The 25,365-nt window shown below is 66.3% G+C and carries 23 protein-coding genes; 5 read left to right on the top strand and 18 right to left on the bottom strand.

Features of this window, described 5'->3' with window-relative positions:
- Positions 1–66: 66 nt before the first annotated feature.
- Complete coding sequence (locus QRM60_RS15165) at positions 67–1,539, bottom strand: hypothetical protein (RefSeq protein ID WP_285446506.1); 1,473 nt, start codon at positions 1,537–1,539, stop codon at positions 67–69.
- A gap of 186 nt (positions 1,540–1,725) precedes the next feature.
- Between QRM60_RS15165 and QRM60_RS15170 the strand changes: the two genes are divergently transcribed.
- A complete protein-coding gene (locus QRM60_RS15170) occupies positions 1,726–2,586 on the top strand; it encodes a 2OG-Fe(II) oxygenase (protein WP_040940651.1) in 861 nt (286 codons plus the stop codon).
- Between the two features lie 44 nt (positions 2,587–2,630).
- On the opposite strand, the gene QRM60_RS15175 is transcribed toward QRM60_RS15170, so the two are convergent.
- Both QRM60_RS15175 and QRM60_RS15180 read right to left on the bottom strand, forming a co-directional pair.
- Positions 2,631–3,044, bottom strand: a complete 414-nt coding sequence (locus tag QRM60_RS15175) for a VanZ family protein (protein ID WP_115571887.1) — start codon at positions 3,042–3,044, stop codon at positions 2,631–2,633.
- On the bottom strand, positions 3,032–4,285 hold the full coding sequence (locus QRM60_RS15180) for a class I SAM-dependent methyltransferase (protein WP_285446507.1): 1,254 nt from the start codon (positions 4,283–4,285) through the stop codon (positions 3,032–3,034). The genes QRM60_RS15175 and QRM60_RS15180 overlap by 13 nt, the downstream gene beginning before the upstream one ends.
- On the opposite strand from QRM60_RS15180, the gene QRM60_RS15185 reads away from it, so the two are divergent.
- Positions 4,284–5,021, top strand: coding sequence for a pteridine reductase (locus tag QRM60_RS15185; protein WP_285446508.1), 738 nt, complete (start codon positions 4,284–4,286; stop codon positions 5,019–5,021). The genes QRM60_RS15180 and QRM60_RS15185 overlap by 2 nt on opposite strands.
- Before the next feature lie 6 nt (positions 5,022–5,027).
- Here the strand turns inward: QRM60_RS15185 and folK are convergent, their stop codons facing one another.
- From folK to QRM60_RS15210, 5 genes are all read right to left on the bottom strand, one after another.
- Positions 5,028–5,534: a 2-amino-4-hydroxy-6-hydroxymethyldihydropteridine diphosphokinase gene (gene folK / locus QRM60_RS15190; protein WP_225042637.1), complete on the bottom strand. Its 507-nt coding sequence runs from the start codon at positions 5,532–5,534 to the stop codon at positions 5,028–5,030.
- 92 nt (positions 5,535–5,626) lie between these two features.
- Complete coding sequence (locus tag QRM60_RS15195) at positions 5,627–7,129, bottom strand: hybrid sensor histidine kinase/response regulator (RefSeq protein WP_011038532.1); 1,503 nt, start codon at positions 7,127–7,129, stop codon at positions 5,627–5,629.
- A gap of 3 nt (positions 7,130–7,132) precedes the next feature.
- Positions 7,133–7,573 (bottom strand): response regulator, encoded by a 441-nt coding sequence (locus tag QRM60_RS15200; RefSeq protein WP_011038533.1) that lies wholly within the window; start codon positions 7,571–7,573, stop codon positions 7,133–7,135.
- Complete coding sequence (locus QRM60_RS15205) at positions 7,570–9,381, bottom strand: ATP-binding protein (RefSeq protein WP_285446509.1); 1,812 nt, start codon at positions 9,379–9,381, stop codon at positions 7,570–7,572. Before QRM60_RS15205 ends, QRM60_RS15200 begins: the two co-directional genes overlap by 4 nt.
- A gap of 543 nt (positions 9,382–9,924) precedes the next feature.
- A complete protein-coding gene (locus tag QRM60_RS15210; RefSeq protein ID WP_014508988.1) occupies positions 9,925–10,296 on the bottom strand; it encodes a BON domain-containing protein in 372 nt (123 codons plus the stop codon).
- Positions 10,297–10,445: 149 nt separating this feature from the next.
- On the opposite strand from QRM60_RS15210, the gene QRM60_RS15215 reads away from it, so the two are divergent.
- Positions 10,446–11,504: an oxidoreductase gene (locus QRM60_RS15215; RefSeq protein ID WP_285446510.1), complete on the top strand. Its 1,059-nt coding sequence runs from the start codon at positions 10,446–10,448 to the stop codon at positions 11,502–11,504.
- A 121-nt stretch (positions 11,505–11,625) separates the two neighbouring features.
- Here QRM60_RS15215 and gnd read toward each other — a convergent pair whose 3' ends face one another.
- From gnd to QRM60_RS15255, 8 genes are all read right to left on the bottom strand, one after another.
- Positions 11,626–12,567: a phosphogluconate dehydrogenase (NAD(+)-dependent, decarboxylating) gene (gene gnd / locus QRM60_RS15220; RefSeq protein WP_285446511.1), complete on the bottom strand. Its 942-nt coding sequence runs from the start codon at positions 12,565–12,567 to the stop codon at positions 11,626–11,628.
- Positions 12,568–12,589: 22 nt separating this feature from the next.
- Positions 12,590–13,954, bottom strand: a complete 1,365-nt coding sequence (locus tag QRM60_RS15225) for a hypothetical protein (RefSeq protein ID WP_285446512.1) — start codon at positions 13,952–13,954, stop codon at positions 12,590–12,592.
- A 95-nt stretch (positions 13,955–14,049) separates the two neighbouring features.
- Positions 14,050–14,409, bottom strand: a complete 360-nt coding sequence (locus tag QRM60_RS15230) for a glycine zipper 2TM domain-containing protein (protein ID WP_042597072.1) — start codon at positions 14,407–14,409, stop codon at positions 14,050–14,052.
- A 125-nt stretch (positions 14,410–14,534) separates the two neighbouring features.
- Complete coding sequence (locus tag QRM60_RS15235; RefSeq protein ID WP_042597073.1) at positions 14,535–15,302, bottom strand: DUF2242 domain-containing protein; 768 nt, start codon at positions 15,300–15,302, stop codon at positions 14,535–14,537.
- Positions 15,303–15,376: 74 nt separating this feature from the next.
- Positions 15,377–16,441, bottom strand: coding sequence for a DNA methyltransferase (locus QRM60_RS15240; RefSeq protein ID WP_042597074.1), 1,065 nt, complete (start codon positions 16,439–16,441; stop codon positions 15,377–15,379).
- Positions 16,434–17,579: a hypothetical protein gene (locus QRM60_RS15245; RefSeq protein ID WP_161960638.1), complete on the bottom strand. Its 1,146-nt coding sequence runs from the start codon at positions 17,577–17,579 to the stop codon at positions 16,434–16,436. The genes QRM60_RS15240 and QRM60_RS15245 overlap by 8 nt, the downstream gene beginning before the upstream one ends.
- Positions 17,557–18,963 carry a nicotinate phosphoribosyltransferase gene (locus QRM60_RS15250; RefSeq protein ID WP_285446513.1) on the bottom strand — a complete coding sequence of 469 codons (1,407 nt, stop codon included), beginning with the start codon at positions 18,961–18,963 and terminating at the stop codon, positions 17,557–17,559. The genes QRM60_RS15245 and QRM60_RS15250 overlap by 23 nt, the downstream gene beginning before the upstream one ends.
- 59 nt (positions 18,964–19,022) lie before the next feature.
- Positions 19,023–20,078, bottom strand: a complete 1,056-nt coding sequence (locus tag QRM60_RS15255; RefSeq protein ID WP_042597077.1) for a bifunctional nicotinamide-nucleotide adenylyltransferase/Nudix hydroxylase — start codon at positions 20,076–20,078, stop codon at positions 19,023–19,025.
- 181 nt (positions 20,079–20,259) lie between these two features.
- On the opposite strand from QRM60_RS15255, the gene QRM60_RS15260 reads away from it, so the two are divergent.
- Positions 20,260–21,126: an endonuclease/exonuclease/phosphatase family protein gene (locus QRM60_RS15260; protein WP_042597078.1), complete on the top strand. Its 867-nt coding sequence runs from the start codon at positions 20,260–20,262 to the stop codon at positions 21,124–21,126.
- Positions 21,127–21,200: 74 nt separating this feature from the next.
- Here the strand turns inward: QRM60_RS15260 and QRM60_RS15265 are convergent, their stop codons facing one another.
- Complete coding sequence (locus QRM60_RS15265; protein ID WP_285446514.1) at positions 21,201–22,106, bottom strand: LysR substrate-binding domain-containing protein; 906 nt, start codon at positions 22,104–22,106, stop codon at positions 21,201–21,203.
- An 88-nt stretch (positions 22,107–22,194) separates the two neighbouring features.
- Between QRM60_RS15265 and QRM60_RS15270 the strand changes: the two genes are divergently transcribed.
- Positions 22,195–22,938 carry a sulfite exporter TauE/SafE family protein gene (locus QRM60_RS15270; protein ID WP_285446515.1) on the top strand — a complete coding sequence of 248 codons (744 nt, stop codon included), beginning with the start codon at positions 22,195–22,197 and terminating at the stop codon, positions 22,936–22,938.
- 110 nt (positions 22,939–23,048) lie between these two features.
- Here the strand turns inward: QRM60_RS15270 and QRM60_RS15275 are convergent, their stop codons facing one another.
- Entirely contained in the window at positions 23,049–25,232 is a 2,184-nt protein-coding gene (locus tag QRM60_RS15275) for a carboxy terminal-processing peptidase (protein ID WP_011038548.1), read from the bottom strand.
- Positions 25,233–25,365 lie beyond the last annotated feature (133 nt).

Below are 25,365 nucleotides of genomic sequence, written 5' to 3' on the forward strand. Positions count from 1 at the left end.
GCAACAGAAGAATGAAGGCGTGGATGCAGCGCGGAGCGGCCAGATGCCGCTCCGCGCTGCCCGGCCTCAGCAGGGGCGGTCGGCGGTCAGGCCGCAGGTCCAGCCCTGCCACCAGGTGTCGTTGGCATCACGCACGCCACCGATGTAATTGACCTGCTGGAAGAAGCTGCTCACCCCGGTCAGGCCCTGGAACGCGGGCACTGCGGACTCGTTGGCGCCGTTGATGAAGGTGTTCTGCAAGGTGGACACACCGTTGGCCACGTTGTTGGTGCCGGCCGCGAACGAGGTCGCTGCACGCGGGTCGCTGCCGAAGGCGGTCGGGCAGGCGAAGAAGACCGACTGGAACACGCCGGCGGTATCGGCATCGGCCATGTTCAAGCACACCAGGCCATCGCCGGTGCCGCCTGCAGGACGGGTGAACACCGCGTTGTAGAACGCTGCCTGGGTGCCCTGGTTGAGCATGATCGCCGCACCGGCACGGGCATTGCCCACGTAGGTGAAGTTGGCCACCTTCGGGCGCGAATACGGCTGCCGACGCAGGCTGCTCCACTCGTTCATGCGGTCGCCGCCGCCGGCGCGCTGCACCACGATGCCGAACTGCAATGCACCGCTCCAGCCGGCATCGGTGTCCAGTGCATCGTCGTCGGCGCCGGTGATCACCACGTGGCTACCGTTGACCGTGCCACCGAACCATTCGATGCCGTCGTCGGAGCTGTTGTGGATCTGCACGTAATCCATCCGCGTGCCGCTGCCCACGCCGGCCATGGTGATGCCCTGCAGCTCGTTGTTGGGCGAGATTTCAAAGCCCGAATACATCACGCGCAGATAGCGCAACGTGCCGCTGTTGTCGGTGGCGTTATTGCCGCCGTAGAACGCGTTGGTGCCTTCCACCTGTGCCTGGCATTCCGGCGTACCGGACACCGTGGCGGCCGGGCAGTTGTTGATCGCCGCGCGACCCAGCACCACGATGCCGCCCCACAGACCGATGGTGTTGGCACTGACCTGGCCTTCCAGCGCCTGGCGTGCGGTAAACACGATCGGTGCGGTGGCGCTGCCTTCGGCAAAGATCTGCGAGCCGCGGTTGACCACGATGTAGTCGCTACCCGACGAGCCGTACAAGGTCACGCCCGGCTCGATGGTCAGCACGCCCTGCACGCTGCCGGCGGCCGGCGCGGTGGCGTTACCGCCACGGTCGGTACCGACATTGACGCGGCCGCTGATCGAATACGCCGTGCCGGCGCGCGCAGGCACCACCAGGTTGCCGCTGACGGTCTCTGGCAACTGGCAGGCGCGCAGCGTGTTGTTGGCGATGGTGCCGACGTTGGAAAAACCGGTGGGGCAATCCGCAGCCGGGCCGGTCGGCGCCGGGGTCGGTGTCGGAGCCGGCGTTGGTGCAGGCGTGGGCGCCGGCGTCGGTGCCGGCGGAAACGCGCCTTCGCCCGGCGACGCGACACGGTCGGCACCGCCACCGCAGGCGGACAACGCCAGCGCGGTGCCGAAGGTCATGAGAAGGGTTTTACTGCTGTTGCGAACGGACATGCGGCTGATCTCCAGGTCAAAGGGTCCGGTATGAAGAGGAGTCGTCAAGAATGGTTGCGTTCCGCTCACTGCAGTGGCGAGCACGTTCAAGATCCCCGTCACTTTTATAGAGGGCGTGTGTTGCATTTGTCTTACGCGACACACGCTGACACACAGCTGCCACATGTCGGCATGCACTGTAGCGGGATGACAAACACCTCCATTCCCGCCGATTTGGGCGACTGGATCATTGCCCAGGCCATCGCCGGACAACCGCCCGAGCACACGCTGCAACCGCTGCTGGAAGCGGGCTGGAGCGAGCAGGACGCCATCGATGCGGTGGAAGCACTGGTACGCACGCATGTACAGGCACACGCGCAGGCGCACGGCCTGCCGGTGCCGGTGCGCGTGCCCGCACCGCTGCAGGCCGACGCGTCGTCGCTGCTGGATCTGGGCGATCGCCAGGTGCAGGTACTGGTCAGCCTGATGCTGCCGCGCGTGGTGGTGCTGGGTGGCCTGCTCGCCGATGACGAATGCGATGCATTGATCGCACTGGCACGCCCACAGCTGGCGCGCTCGCGCACCGTGGACAACCGCGACGGCAGCGAGATCGTGCATGCCGCGCGCACCAGCCACAGCATGGCCCTGCAACCGGGCCAGGATGCGTTATGTCAACGCATCGAAGCGCGCATTGCGCGGCTGCTGGAGTGGCCGGTGGAGCACGGCGAAGGGCTGCAGGTATTGCGCTATGCCACCGGTGCGCAGTACGCGCCGCATTACGATTACTTCGAACCGGATGCCCCCGGCACGCCGGTGCTGCTGCAGCACGGCGGGCAGCGCGTCGCCTCGCTGGTGATGTACCTCAATACGCCCGAACGCGGCGGCGCCACGCGCTTTCCCGATGTGCATCTGGACGTGGCCGCGGTGAAAGGCAATGCGGTGTTCTTCAGCTACGACCGCCCGCATCCGATGACACGCACCCTGCACGCCGGCGCACCGGTGCTGGCCGGCGAAAAATGGGTGGCCACCAAATGGCTGCGCGAACGCCCGCTGCACGCACCGACCTGATCGGTGCTGCAGCGCGCCGGCATGCGTGGGCTTTCGTGGCGGTGTTAGCGGCTACCGAACACGCGCTGGTCGATGCGCAGCATCACCAGGCGCAGCGGCGTCCACGCCAGGCACAGGCCGGCCAGGATGCCCAGGGTGTCGGCCAACGCGTCGTACGGATCGGCGCTGCGATTGGTGGTGAGCGCGCCCTGTGCAATCTCGATCCCGATGCCGAGCAACACCAGGCCTGATGCCGCGAACACCAGCGCACGCCGTGTGGCGAACAACTGCACCGCGCCCCAGCACAGCAACGCGAAGGTCAAAAAATGCTCGGCCTTGTCGCTATTGGACGGCAGCTCCGGGAAGTCCGGCGGCGGCCCCAGGCACACGCCGATCACCACCAGGATTGCCAGAACCCACAGCCCCACCCACAGCGCTGGCCGCCGAAACGGCCGCAACGCCTGGGTCATAGCCGCCACGTCAGGTCGCCCGCCAGAAACGCCGGCGCAAAATCCACGTCGCGTGCAAAGCCCATCACCTGGAAACGTTCGCCCATCTCGCTGGGCAAGGTGAGCTGTTTGACCTGCTGACGCAGGCGCATGCGGCCAACCTCGTCGGTGCGCGCATCGGCTTGCGTCAGCAACGCATCCAGCCCGTTGCCGAGCAGGAAGTTGGCCTGCGTGCAGTAGCCCGCCAATTCGAAACCGGCGCCGGTGCCGGCTTCGGCCAGCGCGGTGAAATCCACCGATGCGGTGAGGTCCTGCAGGCCCGGCCAACGGTACAGATCGGTGTGCATGCGATGGCGATAGAACGCGCGCAAGGTGCCGTCTTCGCGCTGCGCACGGTAGAACTCGCCACGCGGATAACCGTAGTCGACAAACAGCATCGCGCCACGCTTCAAGCCACCGGCCACCGCCTGAATCCAGTACGGCAACTGCGGCAGCAACTCCGAGCGGTAACCATCGGCAAACGGTTGCTCCAGGTAACGCTCCAGATGCCGCACCGCCGCGCCCAGCAGCGCATCGGCCGGCTGCTCGCCCCGCGCGAAGTGCTGCTGTGCATCCAGCACCACGGTTTCTTCATACACCTCGCCATCGCGCAGGGTGAAACGCGGCGTGGGCAATGCGTCGATGACTTCGTTGGCGAACAGCACACCGTCCCAATCGTCCGGAAACGGGCCATCCAGCCACTCCACCAGGTCGAACACCGGCGGGATCAGGCTGCGTCCCAACCGTTCGCGCTGGCGCTCGCGCAGATCGGCGCTGGGCTCCAGGATCGCGTAGCGCTCCGGCAAGGCATCCAGTTCGAGCAGGCGCTTGAGCGTGACCTCGGCAAACGCGCCGCTGCCGCCACCGACCTCCAGCACACGTGCCTGCGGCCCGAGCTGCTGCAGCACCGGCGCCAGCGCACCGGACACGGTGGCGGCAAACAACGGGCCCAGCTCCGGCGCGGTGACGAAGTCGCCGCTCTCACCGAACTTGCTCGCGCCGGCGCTGTAGTAGCCCAGGCCGGGCGCGTACAACGCCAGCTCCATGAAACGCGAGAACGGAATCGCGCCACCGGCAGCGTTGATTTCGGCGCGCAAATGCGCGGCCAGTTGATCGCTGTGGGCCAGTGCGTCCTGATCGGGAACGGGAAGGTCGGCGTGCATGCGGGCACCGGTTGCGGAGACAATGCACAGGATAGCCGAGCCTTTCGCAACGCCGAGCGAGTACGCCATGACAGACAGTTCCAAGGTGGTCCTGATCACCGGTGCCGCCCGCCGCATCGGCGCGCAGATCGCCACCACCCTGCACGGCGCCGGCTACCGCGTGGCCCTGCATGCGCACCGCTCCGGCGATGCATTGGCCGCGCGCGTGGAAGCGCTGTGCGCCCAGCGCGCGGGCAGCGCCTGTGCACTGCAGGCCGACCTGCGCACGCCCGAGGCACCGGCCCAGCTGGTGGACGCCTGTATGGCTGCATTCGGCCGCCTGGATGCGGTGGTCAACAATGCCAGTGCGTTTTATCCCACCGTGCTGGGCGAGGCCACGCCGGCGCAATGGGACGAGTTGTTCGCGGTGAACGCACGCGCGCCGTTCTTCATTGCACAGGCCGCTGCGGCGCAGTTGCGCGCGCACCACGGCGCCATCGTCAACCTCACCGATCTGCATGCCGAACAACCCATGCGCCAGCACCCGCTGTATGGCGCCTCCAAGAGCGCGCTGGAAATGCTGACCCGTTCGCTGGCGCTGGAGCTGGCGCCGCAGGTCCGCGTCAATGCCGTCGCACCGGGCGCGATCCTGTGGCCGGAAGACGGCAAGGCCGACGCCGCCAAGCAGGCGCTGCTCGCGCGCACGCCGCTGGCGCGCACCGGCACGCCCGAAGAAGTGGCCGAGGCCGTGCGCTGGTTGCTGGACGATGCCAGCTTCATCACCGGCCACACCTTGCGCGTGGATGGCGGCCGCCGGCTCAGCTGAGCGCGGTTACTGCGGCAACGCCACCGCGATGTCCAGTTCCACCGTGGTGAACGCACTGCCGTACTGCGGATGCGCCTGCCACAACGCCGCCAGGGTCTTGCCGCTCAGCGGGTCGACGAATGCCGGCGCAATATCGGCCAGTGGCTTGAGCACGAACGCATGCTTGAGCTCGGGCCGCGGCACGCGCAGGTGGCCCGGCCCTTCCACAATGCGGTCGCCGAAAAACACCACGTCCACATCCAGGGTGCGGTCGCTGAAACGCGGCCCGCTGCGATCACGGCCGTGGCGGTCTTCCAGCGCATGCAACCAGTCGTCCAGCGCCTGCAACTCCCAATCGGTCTGCAGTTGCACGCCGTTGTTGACGAAGTCCGGGCCATCGAAACCAACCGCCGCGGTGCGATACGCCGGCGAGACGTCGATCGGGCCAAAACGCGCGCGCAAGGCCTCGACGGCCAGACGCAGGTAATGGGTTGGCTGGACGTTGCTGCCCAGGCTGAGGAGCACGGTGGTCATGCGATATTCGCGCATGCGGGCGGCGTCAGCGTCAACTGCCTTGCGCGCATGCCAGCTATTCGCTGCGCGCACGCCGCGGTGCGCAACCCGGCTCAGGCCACTTCGAGTGCGTGCGCCACCGCGCGGAACACGCGGCGCATCTCGAGCGGTTTGCGCAGCACGTGCACCGGGATATCGTGGGGAAGATGCGCACGCTGCAGCGGCGCGCCAACATCTTCCAGCACGATCGCCGGGCCCTGGTAGCCCAGTTCCTGCATGCTCAACAGCACGCTGACCGCCGACAGCAGGATGATGTCGCTGTCGATGATCACCAGATCCGGCATGGCGTGCTGCTGTACCAGTTGCAGCGCCGCAGCGCCATCGGTGGCCAGCTGCGGCTGGTAGCCCTGGCTGGAGAGCGCATTGCCCAGCAGCGACAGCCGCGTGGCTTCGCCGTCCACCAGCAGGATGCGCTGGCCGTGCCCAAGCGCCAGCGGCGGCTCGCTCTCGGTGGTGGGCGTCACCGCCGCGCGCATCGGCACGATCATGTCAAAGCGCGTGCCCTCGCCCAGGCGGCTGTCGACCAGGATCGTGCCGCCGTAGCTTTCGATGATGCGCTTGCACGAAATCAGCCCCAGCCCGGTGCCATCGGTCTTGGTGGTAAAGAACGGGCTGAACAAGCGCGCGCGGGTGTCATCGCTCATGCCCACGCCGGTATCGGCCACGCTCATGCGCACGCGGGTGCCGTCGTGCTGCTCGGCCGACAAGGTGAGCGTACCGCCACCGGGCATCGCCTGGATCGCGTTCAAGCCCAGGTTGAGCAGGCACTGCTGCAGCTCGGTGTAGTTGGCTTCGATGGTGAGGTCGGAGACCACCATGTCCATCTTCAGGCGCACGCCATCGGGCAGGCTGCTCTTGAGCAGCATCTGCACCGCCTGGAACAGGTTGGCCACCGACACCTGCTCGCGCGGCTTGTTGGAGCCGCGCACGAACGACAGCATCGACTCGGCCATCTCATGGCCCCGGCGGCCGCATTCGGCCACCACGTTGGCCAGCTGGCGCAGTTGGGGGTCGTCGGTGCGCCCGGCCAACAGGTCGGGCACGATCAGCAGCGGCTGCAGGATATTGCGCAGGTCGTGACTCAGGCCGGCCGCCAGCATCGCCAGGCTTTCCAGGCGCTGCGCACGCATCAATTCGCTTTCCACGCGCTGGCGCTCGATCTCGGCGCGTGCCTCGCGGATGGCGCGCAATACCGCGCTTGGCAAGCGGGTGGGATTGTGCTTGATGATGTAGTCGTTGGCACCGTCCTGCAGCGCCTTGACCGCAGTCTCCTCACCCATGGTGCCGGAGACGAAGATGAAGGGCGTGGCGCCGCTCTGGCGCACCAGGCGCAAGGCCTGGTGACCGGAGAACCCCGGCATGCTCAGGTCAGACAGCACGATATCCGGCTGAAACCGCTCCATCGCCGCGCGCAGCGACGGCTCGCTGTCCACGCGCTCGAACGCGGCATCGATGCCCGCGTCTAGCAGCTGATCGGACAACAGCTCGGCGTCTTCCGGTGAATCTTCCACCAGAAGAATCTTCAACTGTTCGTGCTGGCCACCCTCATGCGGCATCGGTCAGTCCAGCTCCGGTGCCTGATTGATCACTGCCCAGAAGGTGCCCAGCGTCTTGACCGCGTTGAAGAACTGGTCAACGTCCACCGGCTTGACCACATAGGCATTCACGCCCAGGTCCCAGCTGCGCGCCAGGTCGCTCTCTTCGCGCGAGGACGACAAAATCACCACCGGCAGGCGCTTGAGCGATTCTTCGTTGCGAATCTGCTTGAGCACTTCCAGCCCATCCAGGCGCGGCATCTTGATGTCCAGCAGCAACACGGCCGGCAGGCCTTCCTCGCGGTTGGCGAAGGCGCCGCGCCGCAACAGGTAATCCATGGTTTCCACACCGTCTTCCACATGCACGATGGGATTGGCCAGACGGGCATCACGCAGCGCGTCGACGGCCATCTCCGCGTCGGCCGGGCTGTCTTCTGCCAGAAGAATGGTACGGATGGCGGTCATACGGTGGACTCTTGGTTGGGCGCTTCAAGCGCAGGGGGAAGGACAAAATGGAAGGTGGCGCCCTCGTCCACGACGCCTTCGGCCCAGACGCGGCCGCCATGGCGCGCGAGGACGCGGCGCACGCTGGCCAAGCCAATGCCGGTGCCGGGATATTCGCTGACCTTGTGCAGCCGCTGGAACACGCCGAACAGCTTGCCGCTGTAGTCCATGTCGAAACCGGCGCCGTTGTCGCGCACGGTGAAATAGTGGCCACCGTCGGGCATGGGCTCGTAGCCGATCTCGATCTTGGCCACCTCGCGCTTGGTGCTGTACTTGACGGCATTGCCCATCAGGTTCATCCACAGCTGGCGCATCATGTTTTCGTCGGCAATCAGCACCGGCAGCGGCGCGATGTGCCAGTCCACGCGGTGGCCGGTGTTTTCGCTTTGCACGTTGGCATCCAGGATCGCGCGCGTCTCGGCCACCAGCGATTGCATGTCCACGGCCTGCAGACGCAAGGCGCTGCGGCCCAGGCGCGAATACACCAGCAGGTCGTCGATCAGCGAGGCCATCCGCCGCGCCGAGCTGCTGATCACTTCCATGTAGTGGCGCGATTTCTCGTCGGCCGCATCGCCCAGATGACGGGCCAGCTTGTCGGAGAAGCCGGCCACGTGCCGCAGCGGCGCGCGCAGATCGTGCGAGACCGAATAACTGAAGGCCTCCAGTTCGCGGTTGACCTCCGAGACCTGCTCCACCTTGCCTTCCAGCTGTCGATTAAGCTCCTGGATGCGCTGCTGCGAGACCTTCTGCAGGCTGATGTCGCTGACCGTCATCAGCACCACTTCTTCCTCGGCATCATCGGGCAGCGGCATGCGGCGCGCGTTGATCAGCATGGTGCGCAGCACGCCGTCGGCGCCACGCTGCTCATGCTCGAAATCCCACAGCTCGCGGTCGCGCAGCAACACGTCGGCCAGGCGCTGGTGGATCTGCGGATCGCGCCAGGCGCCATCACCCACATCGTCCAGCAGCATCAATTCGTTACCGCGCTCTTCCAGGCCATACAGCTCGGCAAATGCCGGGTTGTGCAGCACGATGCGCTGGCGTGCGTCGAGCAACACGATCGGTTCGCGCACGGTCTGCAGCACCGAGCCGGCACGGCCGCTGGCGCGCAGGTATTCCTGTTCGGCCGCCAGGCGGCGCCGGATCTGCCGCTGCAGCAACCAGATCACCGTGCCCAGCAACAACAACTGCACCGCCAGCGTGGCCCAGCTCAGCACCTTGTAGTGCAGGCGTTCGCGTTCGGCGCGCGCATTGCGCACGCTCAGCAACCGGCCTTCGGCGGTCTGCAGATCGCCGATCAATTCGCGGATCGGGTTGCTGACCGTCATCTCCTCGATCAGTGCACGGATCTGCTCCGGCGCGCGTGTCACCGCGATACGCTCGGCCAGCAACAGGCGGCGCTCGATGGTGCTCTGGATACGCCCCATGCGCACCTGCTGGCCAGGGTTGTCCTTGGTCAGCGCGATCAGATGCGTGATGGCCTTCATGGCCTCGGTGCGGCCTTGGCGCATGCGCTCAACCAGCACCGGGCGATCCACCCTGTGCGAGCGCATCATCGCCGCCGACTCGGTATCGCGCATCGACGCTTCCAACCGCTGCGCGGTCTCCTGCACGTCCTGGCTATGCGACACCCACTCCGCCGCCTGATTGGCGTTGGCGGCCATCTGCTGCAACAGCAGCGACGGCACCACCACGATCAGGAACACGGCAACCGCCAATAACGGCAGGCGCCAGCGATCCCAAACGTCTTCTCGGACCGGTGTTTGCATTACGGGGTCTGTGTCCGCTCGCGGCAGTGGGCTAGGCAGGGCGTATTGTCCCCGATCAGACCCGCATTGGAATGAATGCTTCAGGCTCAGCTGCGCCGGTCCATGACATAGCTGAATGGGCATATCATAAGTGCAGCGCGCGTGAAAACGGCGCGAGAACTAGCCCAGCCGACCGGCGGTATTCGAGGTGCTCTACGCCCTGCTACCAACCGCCCCAGACCTGCCCTGACGAGCGATCAGGCGCCAGCACCCGTGGCGCTGCTCCACGGTTGCGCCTGCAGATTGCCTTCAGGGCACCCGTGTACGTGGCGGCCCCAGCGCCCCGCCCTCACCGAGCACAGGCGGCCATCGGACCTTGGCAACTTCACATCGGGCAGCGCGAAGGCCACCACGCAATGTCGATGCGTGCGCTGCCTGTCAGCAGGCATGGTCCGCCCTCAGCCTTCGACATCCCACGCACAAAAAAAGGCGCACTCCCGTAAGAGTGCGCCTCGTGTCGGGCAGCCGCCTCGCCTCGGCCGGCCCGGCATGCGTGCCTGCTGCTTACATCTTTGCAGCAGTGACCTTCAGGCCGGTCGACTTGACGCTCTTGACGCCCTCGATGCCCTTGGCAACGGCCACGGCCTTGTCATGCTCGGCCTTGGTGGCAACGCTACCGGTCAGGGTCACGATGCCGTTCTTGGTCTCGACCTTGACGTCGGTGCCGGACACATTGTCGGTGGCCAGCAGATCGGCCTTCACCTTGGTGGTGATCCAGGTGTCGGTGACCGGCTTCTTGGACTCGTTCATGCCGGCGGCATGGTCCTTGTGGTCTGCGTGTTCCTGCGGTGCGGCAAATGCCTGCGACGCGCCAAGCGTCAGACCGAGCGACAGCGACAGAGCCAACAACTTGCGTGCATGCGTCATGGTGTTCATCCGATTACCCTCCGTTGGGTGTGGGGCGAGTCTGCGGGCCCAGCCGTCGCGCGGATGTGACCGCTGGATGCAGAGTTCGTGAACCCGGCGCACACGGGTGGGTGCAATACCATGCAGGTCTTCCCCAGCGTTGCGGTGAATCGTTTTCAATGCCTAAACCATTCAATCTGGCCGTCGTCGGCTATGGCTATGTTGGCCGCACCTTCCACGCACCGCTGATCGCCAGCACGCCGGGCCTGCAGTTGCACAGCGTGGTGTCGTCCAAGCCGCAGCAACCGCAGGCCGACTTCCCCGAGGTGCGCGTGCTGCCCGACCTGGAAGCCGCACTGGCCGACCCGGCGCTGGATGCGGTGGTCATCGCCACGCCCAACCAGACCCATGCGCCGATGGCGCTGCAGGCGCTGGCCGCCGGCAAGCACGTGCTGGTGGATAAACCCTTCGCGCTGGATGCCGCGCAGGCCCGCACCGTGGTGGGCGCCGCCGCAGAGGCCGGCAAGATCGTCAGCGTGTTCCAGAACCGCCGTTGGGATGCGGACTTCCTCACCGTGCGGCGCTTGATCGAAGACGGCCAGCTGGGCGAGGTAGTGGAGTTCCATTCGCACTTCGATAGGTATCGCCCGCAGGTACGCGACCGCTGGCGCGAAAGCGATATCCCCGGCGCCGGGCTGTGGTACGACCTGGGGCCGCATCTGCTGGACCAGGCGTTGCAGTTGTTCGGCATGCCGCAGGCGATCAGCGCAGACCTGCAGCGCCAGCGCACCCAGGCGCGCAGCGACGATTACTTCAACGTGGTGCTGCGCTATCCCCGCTTGCGGGTGATCCTGCACGCCGGCTCGCTGGTGGCCGATGGCAGCCTGCGCTTTGCCGCGCACGGCACGCGCGGCAGCTATCTCAAGCATGGCGCCGATACGCAGGAAGACCAGCTACGTGCCGGCCGCCGCCCCGGCACCGCCGGCTGGGGCATGGATCCACTGCCCGGCACGCTCACCCGCGTGGACGACGAAGGCCGTGTGCATACGCATCAGCCAGATGGCGTACCCGGCGACTACCGCCATTGCTATGCGGCATTCCGCGACGCAATGGCCGGCACCGCACCGCCGCCGGTCAGTGCAGCGGATGCGGTGCGGCTGATGGAGCTGCTGGAGCTGGCGCAACGCAGTGCCGCACTGGGCCAGGTGCTCTGGCTGGAAGGCAACAGTAGCGGCTGAGCGCCAACGACCGGCAGAGGCGGTGCGGCGCTCACCGCGCGCGGCTGCTGCCACGCGCACACGCTGTTGTTGAGCAGACATGCATGCCACGCCAAGCGTGGCGCACACGTTCGTGGCCTGATCAGGCGTCCTTGCTGCCGATCGGCGGCGGGGTTGGCGTAGTGGTCAGCACCGCATGCCCACCGAACTGATTGCGCATCGCCGCCAGCAGTTTGTCGGTAAACGAATCCTTGTCGCGCGACCGCAACCGCTCCATCAGCGACAAGGTGATCACCGGCGCGGAGACTTCCAGGTCGATGGCCTCTGCCACCGTCCAACGGCCTTCGCCGGAATCGGCCACATACGGCGCAATGCCGCCCATGGTCGGGTTGTGCGCCAGCGCATCGGCGGTGAGGTCCAGCAGCCACGAACGCACCACGCTGCCATCGCGCCAGATCTCGGCAACCTGGTGCAGGTCCAGCGCGAAATCGGTCTTGTGCTGCAGCAGCGCGAAGCCTTCGGCATAGGCCTGCATCATTCCGTACTCGATGCCGTTGTGGACCATCTTGGTGAAGTGGCCGGCACCGCTCGGGCCCACCCGTCCCCAGCCCTTGTCCGGCGCCGGTGCCAGCGTGGCCAGCACCGGATGCAACGTGGTCACGGCCGCTTCGTCGCCGCCCACCATCAGGCTGTAGCCTTCCTGCAGGCCCCACACGCCACCGCTGGTGCCGCAATCGACAAACGCAATGCCGCTGGACTGCAGCTGCGCGGCGCGGCGCTGCGAATCCTTGTAATACGAATTACCGCCGTCGATGACGATGTCGCCGGCCTGCAGCAACGGCAGCAGCTGCGCCAGCGTGTCGTCGACGATCTTGCCGGCCGGCACCATCAGCCACACCACACGCGGACTCGGCAGTGAGGTGACCAGCGTGGCCAGCGCGTCGGTTGTCTGGATGCCCTTGGATTGCGCACTGGTGCGTGCCGCAGCGCCCAGATCGAACCCATGCACGCGATGCCCGCCGCGCACCAGCCGCTCGGCCATGTTGGCGCCCATGCGGCCCAGTCCCACCATACCCAGTTCCATAGTCACTCCTCGTGTCATCTGATCAGTGCAGGGTGCCACGCGGCGCGTAGAACGGCGTGGCGGATTTCTCAATGGATTGTTCCAGCGCGTGACCGGCCGCGCACTGCTGCAGCTGCCAATCGATCCAGCGCCAGTACAGGGTGCTGCGCAGGTTGTGCAGGGTCAGGTCGATGGCATACGGCGTGCGCGGGTTACGGTCGAGCAGGCGCGCCACGTGGTAGCCGATCGGCTTGACGCCCTTGGGGTGCACGTACACCTGAAACCCCTGGTAGAACGGGTCGTCCAGCAGCGCAAGCAGTTCCTGCAGACGGGCCCGCTGATGCGCATCCAGGCTGGCGCGCAGCGCGGCATCGCGTTCGTACAACAGCCGCTCGAAACGCCGCCGGCCGGGCCCGCGCAACTCTTTGGCCAACTCCCAGATCTGACGGTTACGCGCGTCGTAGTACCCAAAGCCACCGCGGCGTGCCAGCGCCTGCGCGGCTGCATCGCTGACATCCACCACCACGAAGTTTTCGGCCTGGTTGTGGATGTCGTCCAGATACGCCTTGTCGAACACATGCGCGATGAAGCCAGGCGCCCCCACGAAGGCTTGGCGCCCCAGCTGCGCAGTCTTGACCGCCTTGCCATCGGCGAAAAACTCGCCGGCGTGCGCCCCCAGCAAAATGCTGTCGGTGTCGTGCAAGGTCACAAATGTGCCGATCGACAGCTCGCCCGCGCTGAAGACCGTATCGAAGCCCGCATCGCCGTAGAGTTCGCGCTGCGTGGCCAGCTGCGCCACCTGCCGGCCCACCCCGCATTCGGAGCGCACCTGGCCGCGATAGAACGCATCCAGCGCCTGCGCGTTGCTCCCGCTTGGCTGATAGCCGCGACCGAAGCTCTTGAATCCACTCCACCCCTGCGCCGCAGCGCCACGCCAGCCAAAACCGATCCAGCCCAGTTGCACTGCCGAAAAGCGATAACGCGAGTTGCTCTGCAGTTTGCTCACTGCACGTTGTGTGGCCGCACCCAGCTCGAACGCGTACGCGCACTGCGTGGCGGGATCGTCCAGCAGCGCCCGCAAGGCATTGCCACGTTGCTGCGCGTTCCACTGCGCCGGGAGCACGGCGTGCAAATCGCCTGCCTGCTGCGCCTGCACCAAGGTGGCGCGCGTACACGGCAGGCCACGATCGATTACCGGCGCCGTGGTGGATGCCTGCTCAATCCGCCAGCCCATCCGCCGCAACAACGCCTCCACGCAATCCGCATCGGCCGCGGCGGCGGCTGTTGGACTGGGTGCCGCCAACACGCTTTGCAACAGTTGCGCACCCAACAAGACCGCCGCACAGGCAACGCGCGTGCGGCGCCTTTGGTGCGGGCGTCGCTCAACGGGTGTGGGAGACAAAGTCATGCGAGGCGGCATTGATCGAGCGTAGATCCGCACTGCGGCGCGGGCAAAAGAAAGCCCCGGCAGGGCCGGGGCTCGTGGCGTTCAGTCGCTCAGCCTCAACGACGCTCGCAGACGCGTTCAACCCGGCGATCCCCATTATTTTGCTGGCTGTTGCCCTGGATCGTGCGGCCTGCCGCACCGCCTGCCACCGCACCCAGCACGGTTGCGGCCTTCTTGCCGTTACCACCGCCTACCTGGTTGCCGAGCAGACCGCCGACGATGGCGCCAGTCGCGGTGCCAGCGATGCGGTTCGGGTCACGGGAATTCTTCTGCACTTCAACGTTCTTGCAGCGCACGCGGGTACCGTCGTCTGCCGTCGTGTACCGGTGCTGCGAGTAGTTTTGCGCCTGCGCGAAGGTGCTCGTCGCCATCAGAGCGATCAGGGACATACCCATCAGGGAAGTGTGCATTTTCATCGTACGTCTCCATCGTTCTCGCCCATTCGGCGAGCCATGGCTGCACTCTGGTCGCTACGTCGAGAACAGTACGTGAAGCGAACACCCCGCTATTCAGGCTTCAGCGCGGAGCGTGAAATGCACCGTCACGGCTGCTTTGCGGGCTCGCTCTGCGGCACCGGGGCTGGTGCGGGCGGCGGGTCCTGCGCTTCAACCGGCAGCGGCGCGACAGGCGGCTGCGCAACGCTGGTCGGCATTGCTGCTGGCGACGGCGCAGTGCTTGCCGGCGCGGCCGTGGTGGGCACTGGCTGCGTTGCTGGCGCTGGCGCCGGAGACGCAGCTGCATGCGCTGGTGCAGGTGCCGCCGAAGCCGGCGTGGATTCGGCCACCTTCGGCAGGTACGAATTCAACCGCTCGAAGAAGCGCTTGTAGAAGGCCGCGTCCTGCACGGTGGTGCTGGACACACGCACCAGCGAATCGCCGCTACTGCCGACCGGCACCGACAACGAGCCCAGCACGCCCACGCCCACGCTGGCGGAGGTGGAGCTCTTCTTCAGTGCATAACGGTCCTGCAGCGCGCTGACAAACACCTGCGCGGTGCCACCGTCCTGCCCGGCGCAGGAAATACGCAGATTGAGCTGCTCGCTCTGGTCGGCGTCCTTGAGCTGGAAGTTCTTGCTGCCCTCCACGGCGGCGGCATCGGCGCGCGTGACCGCATAGCCCTGGCTCAACAGCACCCGCCGCGCCGCTTCGCACGCCTGCGGCGAGGTCGCGCTGACGTTGCGCGAATAGGTGTCGTCGGAATTGAACGACTCGCGCATCAGCATGGTGTCGCCTTTGCTGCCACCGCAACCGGCGAGAGCCGCCAATGCGCCAAGCAACGCGCCGCGCGCAATCAGGGAAGAACAAGACATGGGTAAATTCCGGCATCCAAAACCGGCACAGAGCATAGCCGCAACCCATGTGCGCGCGGTGTCGCGTCCGCCGCTCAGGGCTGCGCGGGTTCATCCATCGGCAGTTGCAGGTCCACCTGCAGGCGGCGGCCATCGGCGTCCAGCCGTTCGGCGCGCAGATAGTGGTGCGCCGCCACCATCGCCAACGGCACGGCGGGCAGACACGGCGCGCCCCACAGGCTCAGCGCGAAGCCCTGCGCATGCAGCCAGTGGGTCAGCCGGTCCCAGACCGCCTGCTCGCCGGGCACGGTCAGGTCCAGATCGGCCGGGCCATCGGGCACCTGTCCGGGCGCCTGCAGCCAATGTGCGTAACTGCCGTGCGGGGTGACGGGCATGCCTTGGTCGCGCAGCGCCTGCAGCAGCTGCGCGGCGGCCTGCAGATCCAGGCGGCTGCGGCAGTGCTGGAAGATCAGCGCATATTCGTGGCTGCGGTTGCTGGCGGTGTCGCCCTGCGCCAGCACCCCGCCGGCGCGTGGATAGCACAGCACCCGCTCCTCGCGCAGCGTAAACAGACTGGACAGGATGCGCCCCAGGTCCCAGGCCTGCGGCACCAGCTGCCCGTCCAGCACCACGTTCTCCACCATCGCCACGCCGAAGCCGCCTGGCCGCAGCTGGCGACGCAGCGCATGGAACACCGCACGCAAGCCAGCCAGATAACTGGCGTAATCGGTGCTGGCATACAGCTGGCCGGGCCCTACCTGCCCGGACCAGTGGCAGCCGAAATACGGCACGTTGGTCAGGCACAGGTCCACTGGCGCGGCGGGCGGCACCTGCGCCAGCCCGCCCACCACGATCGGCGCCTGCACCGCGTGCCGCCGCAAGCGCTCGCGTGCCGTTGCGGCACGCGCCGGGTCGATCTCCATGCCATGCGCCTGGCGGCCTTCCAAGGCGGCCGCGAGCAAGGTGCTGCCGAACCCGCAGAACGGGTCGAACACCTGCTGCCCCGGCGCACTGAAATGGCGCACGAACGGGCGCATCTGATTGACCCAGCCGCAGTCGCGCCCGTGCAGGGGATCGGTGGCGCGCAGGTCGTCCGGCAGCGCCCAGGCCGGATCGTCCGGCGCTGGCGTCCACCAGCTGCGCTGATCGAATTCATCCATGGCCAGGCTCCCACAGGATGTCCGCATCCGGGTCCCAGCCTGCGCACAGCCGGCCATTGGCGAAGAACACCAGCTTGTACAGATCGCCGCTGGCGTGGCGGGCATGCATGGCGGCGTAGTCCGCGCTTTCGAACACGACATGCATGCCGTGCGCATCGCGCAGCCGCACGTTCCAGAAGTAGTAGCCCTGGGTCATGCCGTCGAGCGTCCAGCCCGGCCACCACGGCTGTTGCATGCACTCGGCCAACAAGGTCTCCACGCCGATGCGCCGTTGCTCGATGTAACGCACGGTACCGTTGGTGCGGTAGCCGGCATCCAGCCGCGACAGCTCACGGAAGATCACCTGGCTGGCGCCGCAGCGTCGCGCGAACTCCAGATAACGGGCGATTTCCTGCGCAGTATCTACGCCGCCCTGCTGCACGATGCACACCAGGCGCACCGGCACGCGCAGTGCCAACCGATTGGCGGTGTGCACGAACGCATCCACCTGTGCGATCGGCTCGTCCGGGCGGAAGCGCATGATCGCGTCGTTGCCGGCCTGTAACGGATGATGGCGCGACAGCTCGATCCACGACAGATCGAAGTCCACCAACGCATCGATCAACGCCTGCCCGTGGCTGCGCGCCAACCCGGCGCCATTGCTGTAGAGCACCCGCTGCGCGACCTGCGGCCCGTTGCGCGTGTTCGCCAGCGTCTGCAGCAGGGTCTGCAGCCATGCCGCATCGTCGGTCATTTCCAGACCCGACAACGAATACGACAACGGCACCCCAGCCAGCAGCTGCAGCACCTGCTGCAAGTGGTCGAAGTACGCCGGCCCTGGTCGCAGCTGCGCGGCCGCCACACCGCCGGACTGCGAGCGCAGATTCTCCGAGCAGAAGCCGCAGCGCGCCGAACACGGCCGCACCGAGGCGTAGGGCGTCAACGTGATCGGCAGCGCCGCGCGATACCGGCGCCCGCCGATCTCCAATGCATGCCAACGGTCGACATCGTGGGCAGCCGGCACCCGCTGCTCGATCGCCGGCGCGGCAGCCCGCAGGGTGGCCAGCACCGACGCCGCTGTCACCTGCGTGCTGGGCTGCTCCGGTGTCAGCGCCGCGCTGGCCTGCGCACCTGCCTCACAACCGGGCAGCGTCTGCATGTGCACGCACCTGCTCCAGCGTCCATTCCTGCAGCATCTGCCCGTTCTCCCACACCGTGACCAATGCATCGTCGCTATCGGCTGCGTGCGTGGCGACCTCGTCGAGCAAGGCGCTGCGGTACTGGCCCGTGGTACGGTCGCGCAGCAGCGTCAGCCGGCCACGCTTGCTCTGCTTGCCCTGATCGGTGATCGGGTCCTTGTAGACATCGATCCATGCGCCATCCACGCGCACCGCCGAGCACTTCAGTGCGAACTTCTGCGTGTCGCGGTCCACCTTCTGCAGCAGCGCACCACCCATGCCGAAGGCGACATTGTCGGCCGCATATCCGGCAGCGGTGATGCGTTCGAGGATGGCGCGCAGCGACTGCGGATTGATGCCATCGCCCTGGATCACGCGCACGTGATTGAGCACCTTGTAGCCCTTGCCGTTGACCTGATGGCCGAACGCCTCGTCCAGCAACAACAGACACTGCTCGACCACGTCCACCGGGTCGCCCGAATCCGGGCGGATCACCACGGTGGCACCGGAGGCGATGATCTCCTCGCGCAGCGTGGTGCCCCAATGCTCGCGAATGGCGCGGTAAATGTCGTAGCTGTCCGACACCACCGCCACGATCGCGCCCGGCCGCGCAAACTGCGTGAGCATGTTGCGGTATGCATCCACCTCGCGCTCGCGCCCCCAGCTGGTGATGGTGCTGTGCTCGGCTGCGGGGATCGAATAACCGGCCACCGGCGTGTGGTAATGCGCGCGTGCCAGCAACAACGCCGATAAAGTATCGGTGCCGAGGAAGTTCACCAGGTGCGCCGCACCACCCAGCGCGGCCGAGCCCAGGCTGGACACGCCACGCGCACCGAAGTCATGCAGCTTGAACGGCAACTGGCCTTCGGGATCGTCGCTGGTGCGTTGCAGGAAATCGCGCACAATCTGCTTCACCTGCCAGCTCACCGTGGCCACGGTCACCGGATACCACACGCGCAGCAGCAGGGTTTCCAGATACGACGGCACCCAGAACGCCTTGGCGTCGGTGGATTCGATCGTCATCAGCACGTTGTGCGTGGGCACCACGCAGCCTTCGGGCACCGCACGGATGCGGATCGGCAACTGCCCACCCAAACGGTCGACGATATCGCGCCAGCCGGCCTCGTTGAACGGCTCGCCATGCGCCGCCAGCAACGCCTTGGCATCGTCGATGTCGGCGTGCGTCACCGGGCGGTTGATCGCTTCTTTCAGGATCGACTGCAGGCCGAAGAACACAGTCTGGTCGTACACGCCGCCGCGCGATTCCACGTAGAAAAACGAGGCATCGGTGCCGGGAGGATATTGCAGCCAGTGGCTGGCCTTGTAGCTGTCGGTGTTGAGCAGCAGGTTGTCGAGATAATGCATGACGGAAGCTCCTTCGCGTCGGGAGGCCGGCGGTCTGTCCGCCAGCGGGAGGTCATGGCTCAGCCATGGCCCAGAAAGAATTCGAGGATATGCAGATGGTCTTCGTAGAGCCGCGGCCCCATCGCCATCACCTCGGCGATCGGGATCCAGCGCGCCTTGTCGGCATCGTCGCCGCCACGCACCGCCGGCAATTCGCCCGCGGCAAATTCGAAGTGGAACGCATGGGTAATGGTGCGCCCGCGCAGGCTGCGCTCAGGGTGATCGAACACCTGCCGTGCACGCAACGAACCCTTGATGACCGGTAGCGGCACCTTGAGCCGGGTTTCCTCGCGCAACTCACGCAGGCAGCTGTCCAGCAGGCCTTCGTCCTGCCCCACAAACCCGCCCGGCAGCGCCCACAAGCCCTTGCCTGGCTCGGCGCGACGACGCACCAACAACACGTGGCCGGCCTGCACCACCACCGCATCGGTAGTGACGAAGGTGGGCGCATACGGCGCGTCCTTCCAGGCAGCGCGGTACTGTTCGATGAAGCGGAATTCGGCCACCAGCTGCGCGTAGCTCGGTGAGCTGCGACGGAATGCTTCGAGCATGTCGTACACCGGCGCCGGCACATTGCCGCGCAACATCAACAGCCCACCATGAAAGCCGATATCGCCGGCTTCGAAGAGATAGCGGCGCAGTTCGGTGGCCGACAACGTGGCGGTGTGCTGCACATCCTCCAGCGGCCACTGCGGAAATTCCCGCAGGTAATAGCTGCTGGCGTCCTTGTCCATGCCGATCAGGCCCACACGTGCATCAGCATTGCCGCCATCGGCCTGCACGGCTTCGGCCACCTGCCGTTGCACTTCGGCAATCCACAGGCTTTCGTTGTACAGATGGTCGCGCAGCGGGCGCAGGATCAGGCGTTCGGCATCGTCGGGCAATGCGGCCTGGATCATGACCGCGCGTTCGGCGACGGTCCACGGATTGCGAATGGTGCGGGGGGTATCGGCAGAACCGATCAGCACGATCAGCTTGCGGGCCTTGCCCAGCGCGTGGCGGGCGACGGCGGCGTGGCCGTTATGAAAGGGCTCAAAACGCCCGATAAAGACGAGATAGTCGTACGGTGTTGCCATGAGAATCCCTCACGGTTGTGTGGTCAGCCAGTGGTCTGTCCGCTGGCTTGCACCAAATGCTACGCCGATGCGCAGCGACGTCAAGCGCGCGATGGCATCGGCGAACACCGGCGTTGCCATGACACAGCGGTCATCATTGCTGACTAGACTTGGCGGCTCTGTTCTTCAGGAATTCGCCTGCATGCCACGCCTGACCACGCGCGCACTGACGCGCTGCTTGCTTGCCACCATTGCACTGCTGTGCATCGCCTTTCCGGCACTTGCCGCAGCGCCAATCACGCCGTTGCGTGTGATGTCATTCAATGTGCGCGTGCCCGTCGATACCGATGGCGACAAACGCTGGCAGGCGCGTCGCGGTGCGATGGTCAGCGTGATCAAGCAGACGCATCCGAATGTGTTCGGCACCCAGGAACTGGTCAGCGAGCAAGCCGGCTATCTCACCGCGCAGTTGCCTAACTACCGCTGGTTCGGCCAGGGACGGCGCGGCGATGACAGCGACGAACACATGGGCGTGTTCTACGACACGCGCGCGCTCAACGTGGTGGAATCGGGCAACTTCTGGCTGTCCGATACGCCCGAGGTGGCCGGCAGCATCACCTGGGGCAACGTGTTGCCGCGCATGGTCACCTGGGCCTTGTTCGAGCGCCGCAGCGACAAGCGCCGCTTCTACCTGTTCAACACGCATTTCCCGTACCGCGACGAAGACGAACCCGCGCGCGAACGCAGCGCGCGGCTGATCCTGTCGCGCATCGCGCAATTGCCGGCTGATATTCCGGTGGTGCTGACCGGCGACTTCAACAGCGACCCGGACAAGATCACCTATCCCACGCTCACCGCCGTGCTAGGCGACGCACGCGCGAAGGCGCCCAAGCGCAGCGGGCCGGAGAACACCTTCCAGGATTTCAGTACCCACCCCACCCGGCGGATCGACTGGATCCTGTTCCGCGGGCTGACGCCAACGCAGTTCACCACGCTGGATGACCGGCCCGGCGGCGTGTTGCCGTCGGATCATTATCCGGTGCTCGCCGAGTTTGCCTGGCCGCGCTGAAAGCACGCGCTTCAGCCACGGCTTCACAGGCGCGCACGGAGTGAGCACACCGATGCCTGCGAAACAGCCGGCAATCACGGCGGCTGGATGCCCGCCTGCGCCGCGCTTGCCTGCAGCCATTCCAGCAACGCCTGCAAGGCAGCCGATGGCGTATCGCGCCAGACGATGGACAACTCACGCCGTGCCCAGGGTTCGTCCAGCGGCACGGCCACCAGTTGTTGGCGGACGCTGGAACACGCCAGCGCCGCGTGCGGCACGATCGCCACGCCGACGCCGCGCGCCAACATGCGGCACAGCGTTTCGATCCCCGGTACACGCGCGCGAATGCGCAGGTGCACGCCGGCTCGCGCCAGGTGCATGCGCAGATGACGCTGCAAGGCGTTGTCGGCCGATAACGCCAACAACTGCATGTCCTGGATATCGGCCAGGCGCAGCGTGTCCGCGCCGCCAAGCGGATGGCGGGCCGCCACCGCAACCACCAATTGATCGTGGCGGAACGGGCGCCGCTGCAGACCAGTGAAATCCACATGCCCGGCGACCACCGCCAGATCGGCGCGCTCCTCGCGCACTGCATCGGCGGCCTCCTCACTGCCCCACTCGGCCAGGGTCAGGTCCACGCGGGGATGCGCCAACAGAAAGTCGGCCACGCACTCGGGCAACCATTCCGACAGCGCGGCCGTGTTGGCAGCCAGCCGCAGGGTGACCTGCCCACCCGCACCGTAGTCGCCCAGCTCGGTGCGCATCGCCTGCTCCTGTCGGGCCAGCACCCGTGCGTGTCGCAGCAGCACCTGCCCGGCGGCGGTAAGCGTCACGCCACGCCGGCCACGCTCGAACAGCGCAGCGCCCACCTGCAGCTCCAGCGCGCGAATGCGGGCACTGGCGGCTGCCAGCGACAGCGCCACGCGGTCGGCACCGGCGGTGATGCTGCCGGTGTCGGCCACTGCCGCGAAGATCCGCAAATCGACGAACTCCACTTGCATCGCGCACCCACAGCCTTCGGCGTGGACGAAGTCTGCCTCAAACAAAGACAGCTTGCCGCCTCGCCCCGGCGGCAGGATCCTGCCCGGCATGAATGACGATGCATTGCACTGGATCTTGATTGCGGGCGTGTTCCTGCTGGCTGGCGGGGTCAAGGGTGTGGCCGGCATGGGCCTGCCGACCGTGGCCATGGGCCTGCTCGGGCTGTGGCTGCCACCCAGCCAGGCAGCCGCGTTGTTGGTGCTGCCTTCGCTGGTGACGAATCTGCAGCAGGCCTGGGGGCCGGCACCGGGTGCACTGTTGCGGCGACTATGGCCACTGCTGGCACTGATGAGCGTGGGCACCTGGCTGACTGCCGGGGTGATCATCGGTGGCGACCCACGCACCCTGCGCGCCGCGCTCGGCGTGTTGTTGGTGGCTTATGCGTTGCTGGGGCTTGCCCGCTGGCAGTGGGCGCTGCCACCACGCCATGAACGCTGGGCCAGCCCATTGACCGGCCTGATCAGCGGCCTGCTCAACGGCGCCACTGGCGTGGTGGTGCTGCCGATAGCGCCGTATTTCGCCGCGCTGGGGTTGCCACGCGAACTGTTGATCCGCGCACTGGCCACCTGTTTTGGTACCGCAACGCTTGCCCTGGCCATCGCGCTGGTCTGGCAGGGCGGCGTGCCGCTAACGGCGGGCGTGCCGTCGCTACTGGCGCTGCTGCCAACAGCGCTGGGCGTGTGGGCCGGCACCCGGGTGCGGCGACGCATCTCCGCCGAGATGTTCCGGCGTGTGTTCTTCGGCACCTTGCTGCTGCTCGGCCTGCAGGCCTGCTGGCAGGCACTGGCCTGATCTGCTGCGGGCAGTGGCTGCGTGCATGTATCGCTAACCGATGCGCCGCCTCAAAAGACAAACGCCACCGACAAGCGGTGGCGTTGCTCACCCATCAATGACGCAGGCAATCAGTCAGCCCAGCGACCCGGTGCCGTCGATTGCGGCAGTACTTGCGCCGACAGCGGCTGGTCCTTGGACAACAGCCCCAGCGCATCGGCCAGGATGGCCGCCGATTCGTGCAGCAGCGGATCCGGACGCTTTTCAGCGGCCTTCTCGCGTGCGGTGTCCTTGACGATGTCACGCTCGTTGCCGGTCAGGCCGTCGTCGCTGTCGTCGGCCAGCGGGTCCAGCGGCAGACCCAGCTGCTTGCGCACCTGCTGGCGGTCCTTGCGCTGCTGATCCTGCTTCTGCCGTTCGGCAACGCGCTCGGCTTCGTTCAACGAAATGTACTTCTTGGCCTTCTCGTCACGGAACTGCTTGACGTCCTCTTCCCACCACTGGAATTCCTTGTCGCTGGCGATGCGCGTGGCGTGCAAGGTCTGCAGCTTCGGCAGCAGCGGGGCGAAGTTGCCGTACTGGGTGTGCGGCACGGCGGCAATCCGCGTCCACGGCAGCGCATTGTCGTAGGTGCTTTCGCCGAACTCGGTGGCATCCACGCTGGCCGGGAAGGCGATGTCCGGCACCACGCCCTTGTGCTGGGTGCTGGAGCCGCTGACGCGGAAGAACTGCGCAATGGTCAGCTTGACCTGCCCATAACGCTGCCCTTCGGCGGCCGGCCAGCGGTCCAGGTCAACGATGTTCTGCACCGTGCCCTTGCCGAAGGTGGTTTCACCAATGACCAGACCGCGGCCGTAGTCCTGGATGGCACCAGCAAAAATTTCCGACGCCGAAGCCGAGCCGCGATTGATCAGCACGCCCAGCGGGCCATCCCAGGCCACCTTCGGGTTGCTGTCGCCATTGACGGTGACCCGGCCACCGGATTCGCGCACCTGCACCACCGGGCCCTGCTCGATAAACAGACCGGTGAGCTCGATCGCTTCGTCCAGCGAACCGCCACCGTTGTTGCGTAGATCCAGCACCACGCCGTCGACCTTGTCGGACTTGAAGCCCGCCAGCAGCTTGGCGACATCGCGGGTGGCCGAGGCATAGTCGGCCGCGTTACGGCGACGGCCTTCGAAATCCTGGTAGAAGCCCGGCAGTTTGATGATGCCAATCCGGCGCTGCGGCACGTCGCCACTGGCCGGCAGCGTGATGGTCTCGCCCTTGGCGGCCTGTTCGGCCAGGCGCACCTTCTGACGCGTCAGAGTTACGGTGCGGTGCGTGCCGTCGATGCCCAGCTCGGCCGGAATGTACTCCAGGCGCACCTGGGTGTCCTTGCTGCCGCGGATCTTGGCCACCACGTCATCGATGCGCCAGCCGATCACATCTTCGATGGCGCCGCTCTTGGCCTGGCCAACGCCAACGATGCGGTCGCCCGGCTTGAGCGTGCCGTCCACCGCGGCCGGACCACCCGGGATCACCTCGCGGATCACCACCATGTCGTCCTGCTTCTGCAACTGCGCGCCGATACCTTCCAGCGACAGCGACATCTGCTGATTGAAGGTCTCGGCGGTGCGCGGCGTGAAGTAATCGGTGTGTGGGTCAACTGCATTGGTATAAGCGTTGAGGAAGAACTGGAACGCGTCTTCTCCCTTCAGTTCATTGACCGAATCGGCCAACGTGGCATAGCGCTTGTCCAGCGTCTTGCGGATGTCGTCCGACTTCTTGCCGGCCAGCTTCAAGCGCAGCCAGTCGTTCATCACCGACTGCCGCCACAGCACGTCCAGCTGCTTGTCGTCGGCTGCCCACGGCACGTCCTTGCGGTCGTACTCGAACTTCTCGCTACCGGTGAAATCGAAATCCTGCTTGAGCAGTTCGCGCGCGTATTTGACGCGCTGATCGACACGCTTCTTGTAGACCGAGAACACCTGGAACGCCGGCTCCAGATTGCCGCCGCGCAGCGCATCACCCACGCCCGCCTGCAGCGGCGCGAACGCATCCACATCGGCCTGGGTGAAGAATTGCTTGCCGCCGTCCAGCGTCTCCAGATACCGCTTGAACACGTCCTTGGACATTGCCTCGTCGAGGGTACGCGGGCGATACGCATACCGGCTGTCCGAGAGCAGCCCGTAGACCAGTTTGGTCGCCGTCGCCTGTTCGGGCGTGGCCGCGGCAGGCAGCGCCGTGTCCGCACGCGCCAGCAATGCCATCGGAGTGGTGAGCACCAGTGCCAGCAGGCCGGCCTTCAGGGACGCAGAAACGTTGTAGGTCATCGAATGGCTCTCGGCACGGGGCCGATGAAAGAAGGGCGGTGATCGGATGTGACAGCATGACAGTGCCGAAAGTTGCTGGCGTTGTCATCCGCTGGCTGAATCAGCCTAGCTCCGGGCATGTAGCAGATTGTGA

The organism is Xanthomonas sp. fls2-241-TYG-148, assembly GCF_030208815.1.
Classification (GTDB): Bacteria; Pseudomonadota; Gammaproteobacteria; order Xanthomonadales; family Xanthomonadaceae; genus Xanthomonas; species Xanthomonas campestris.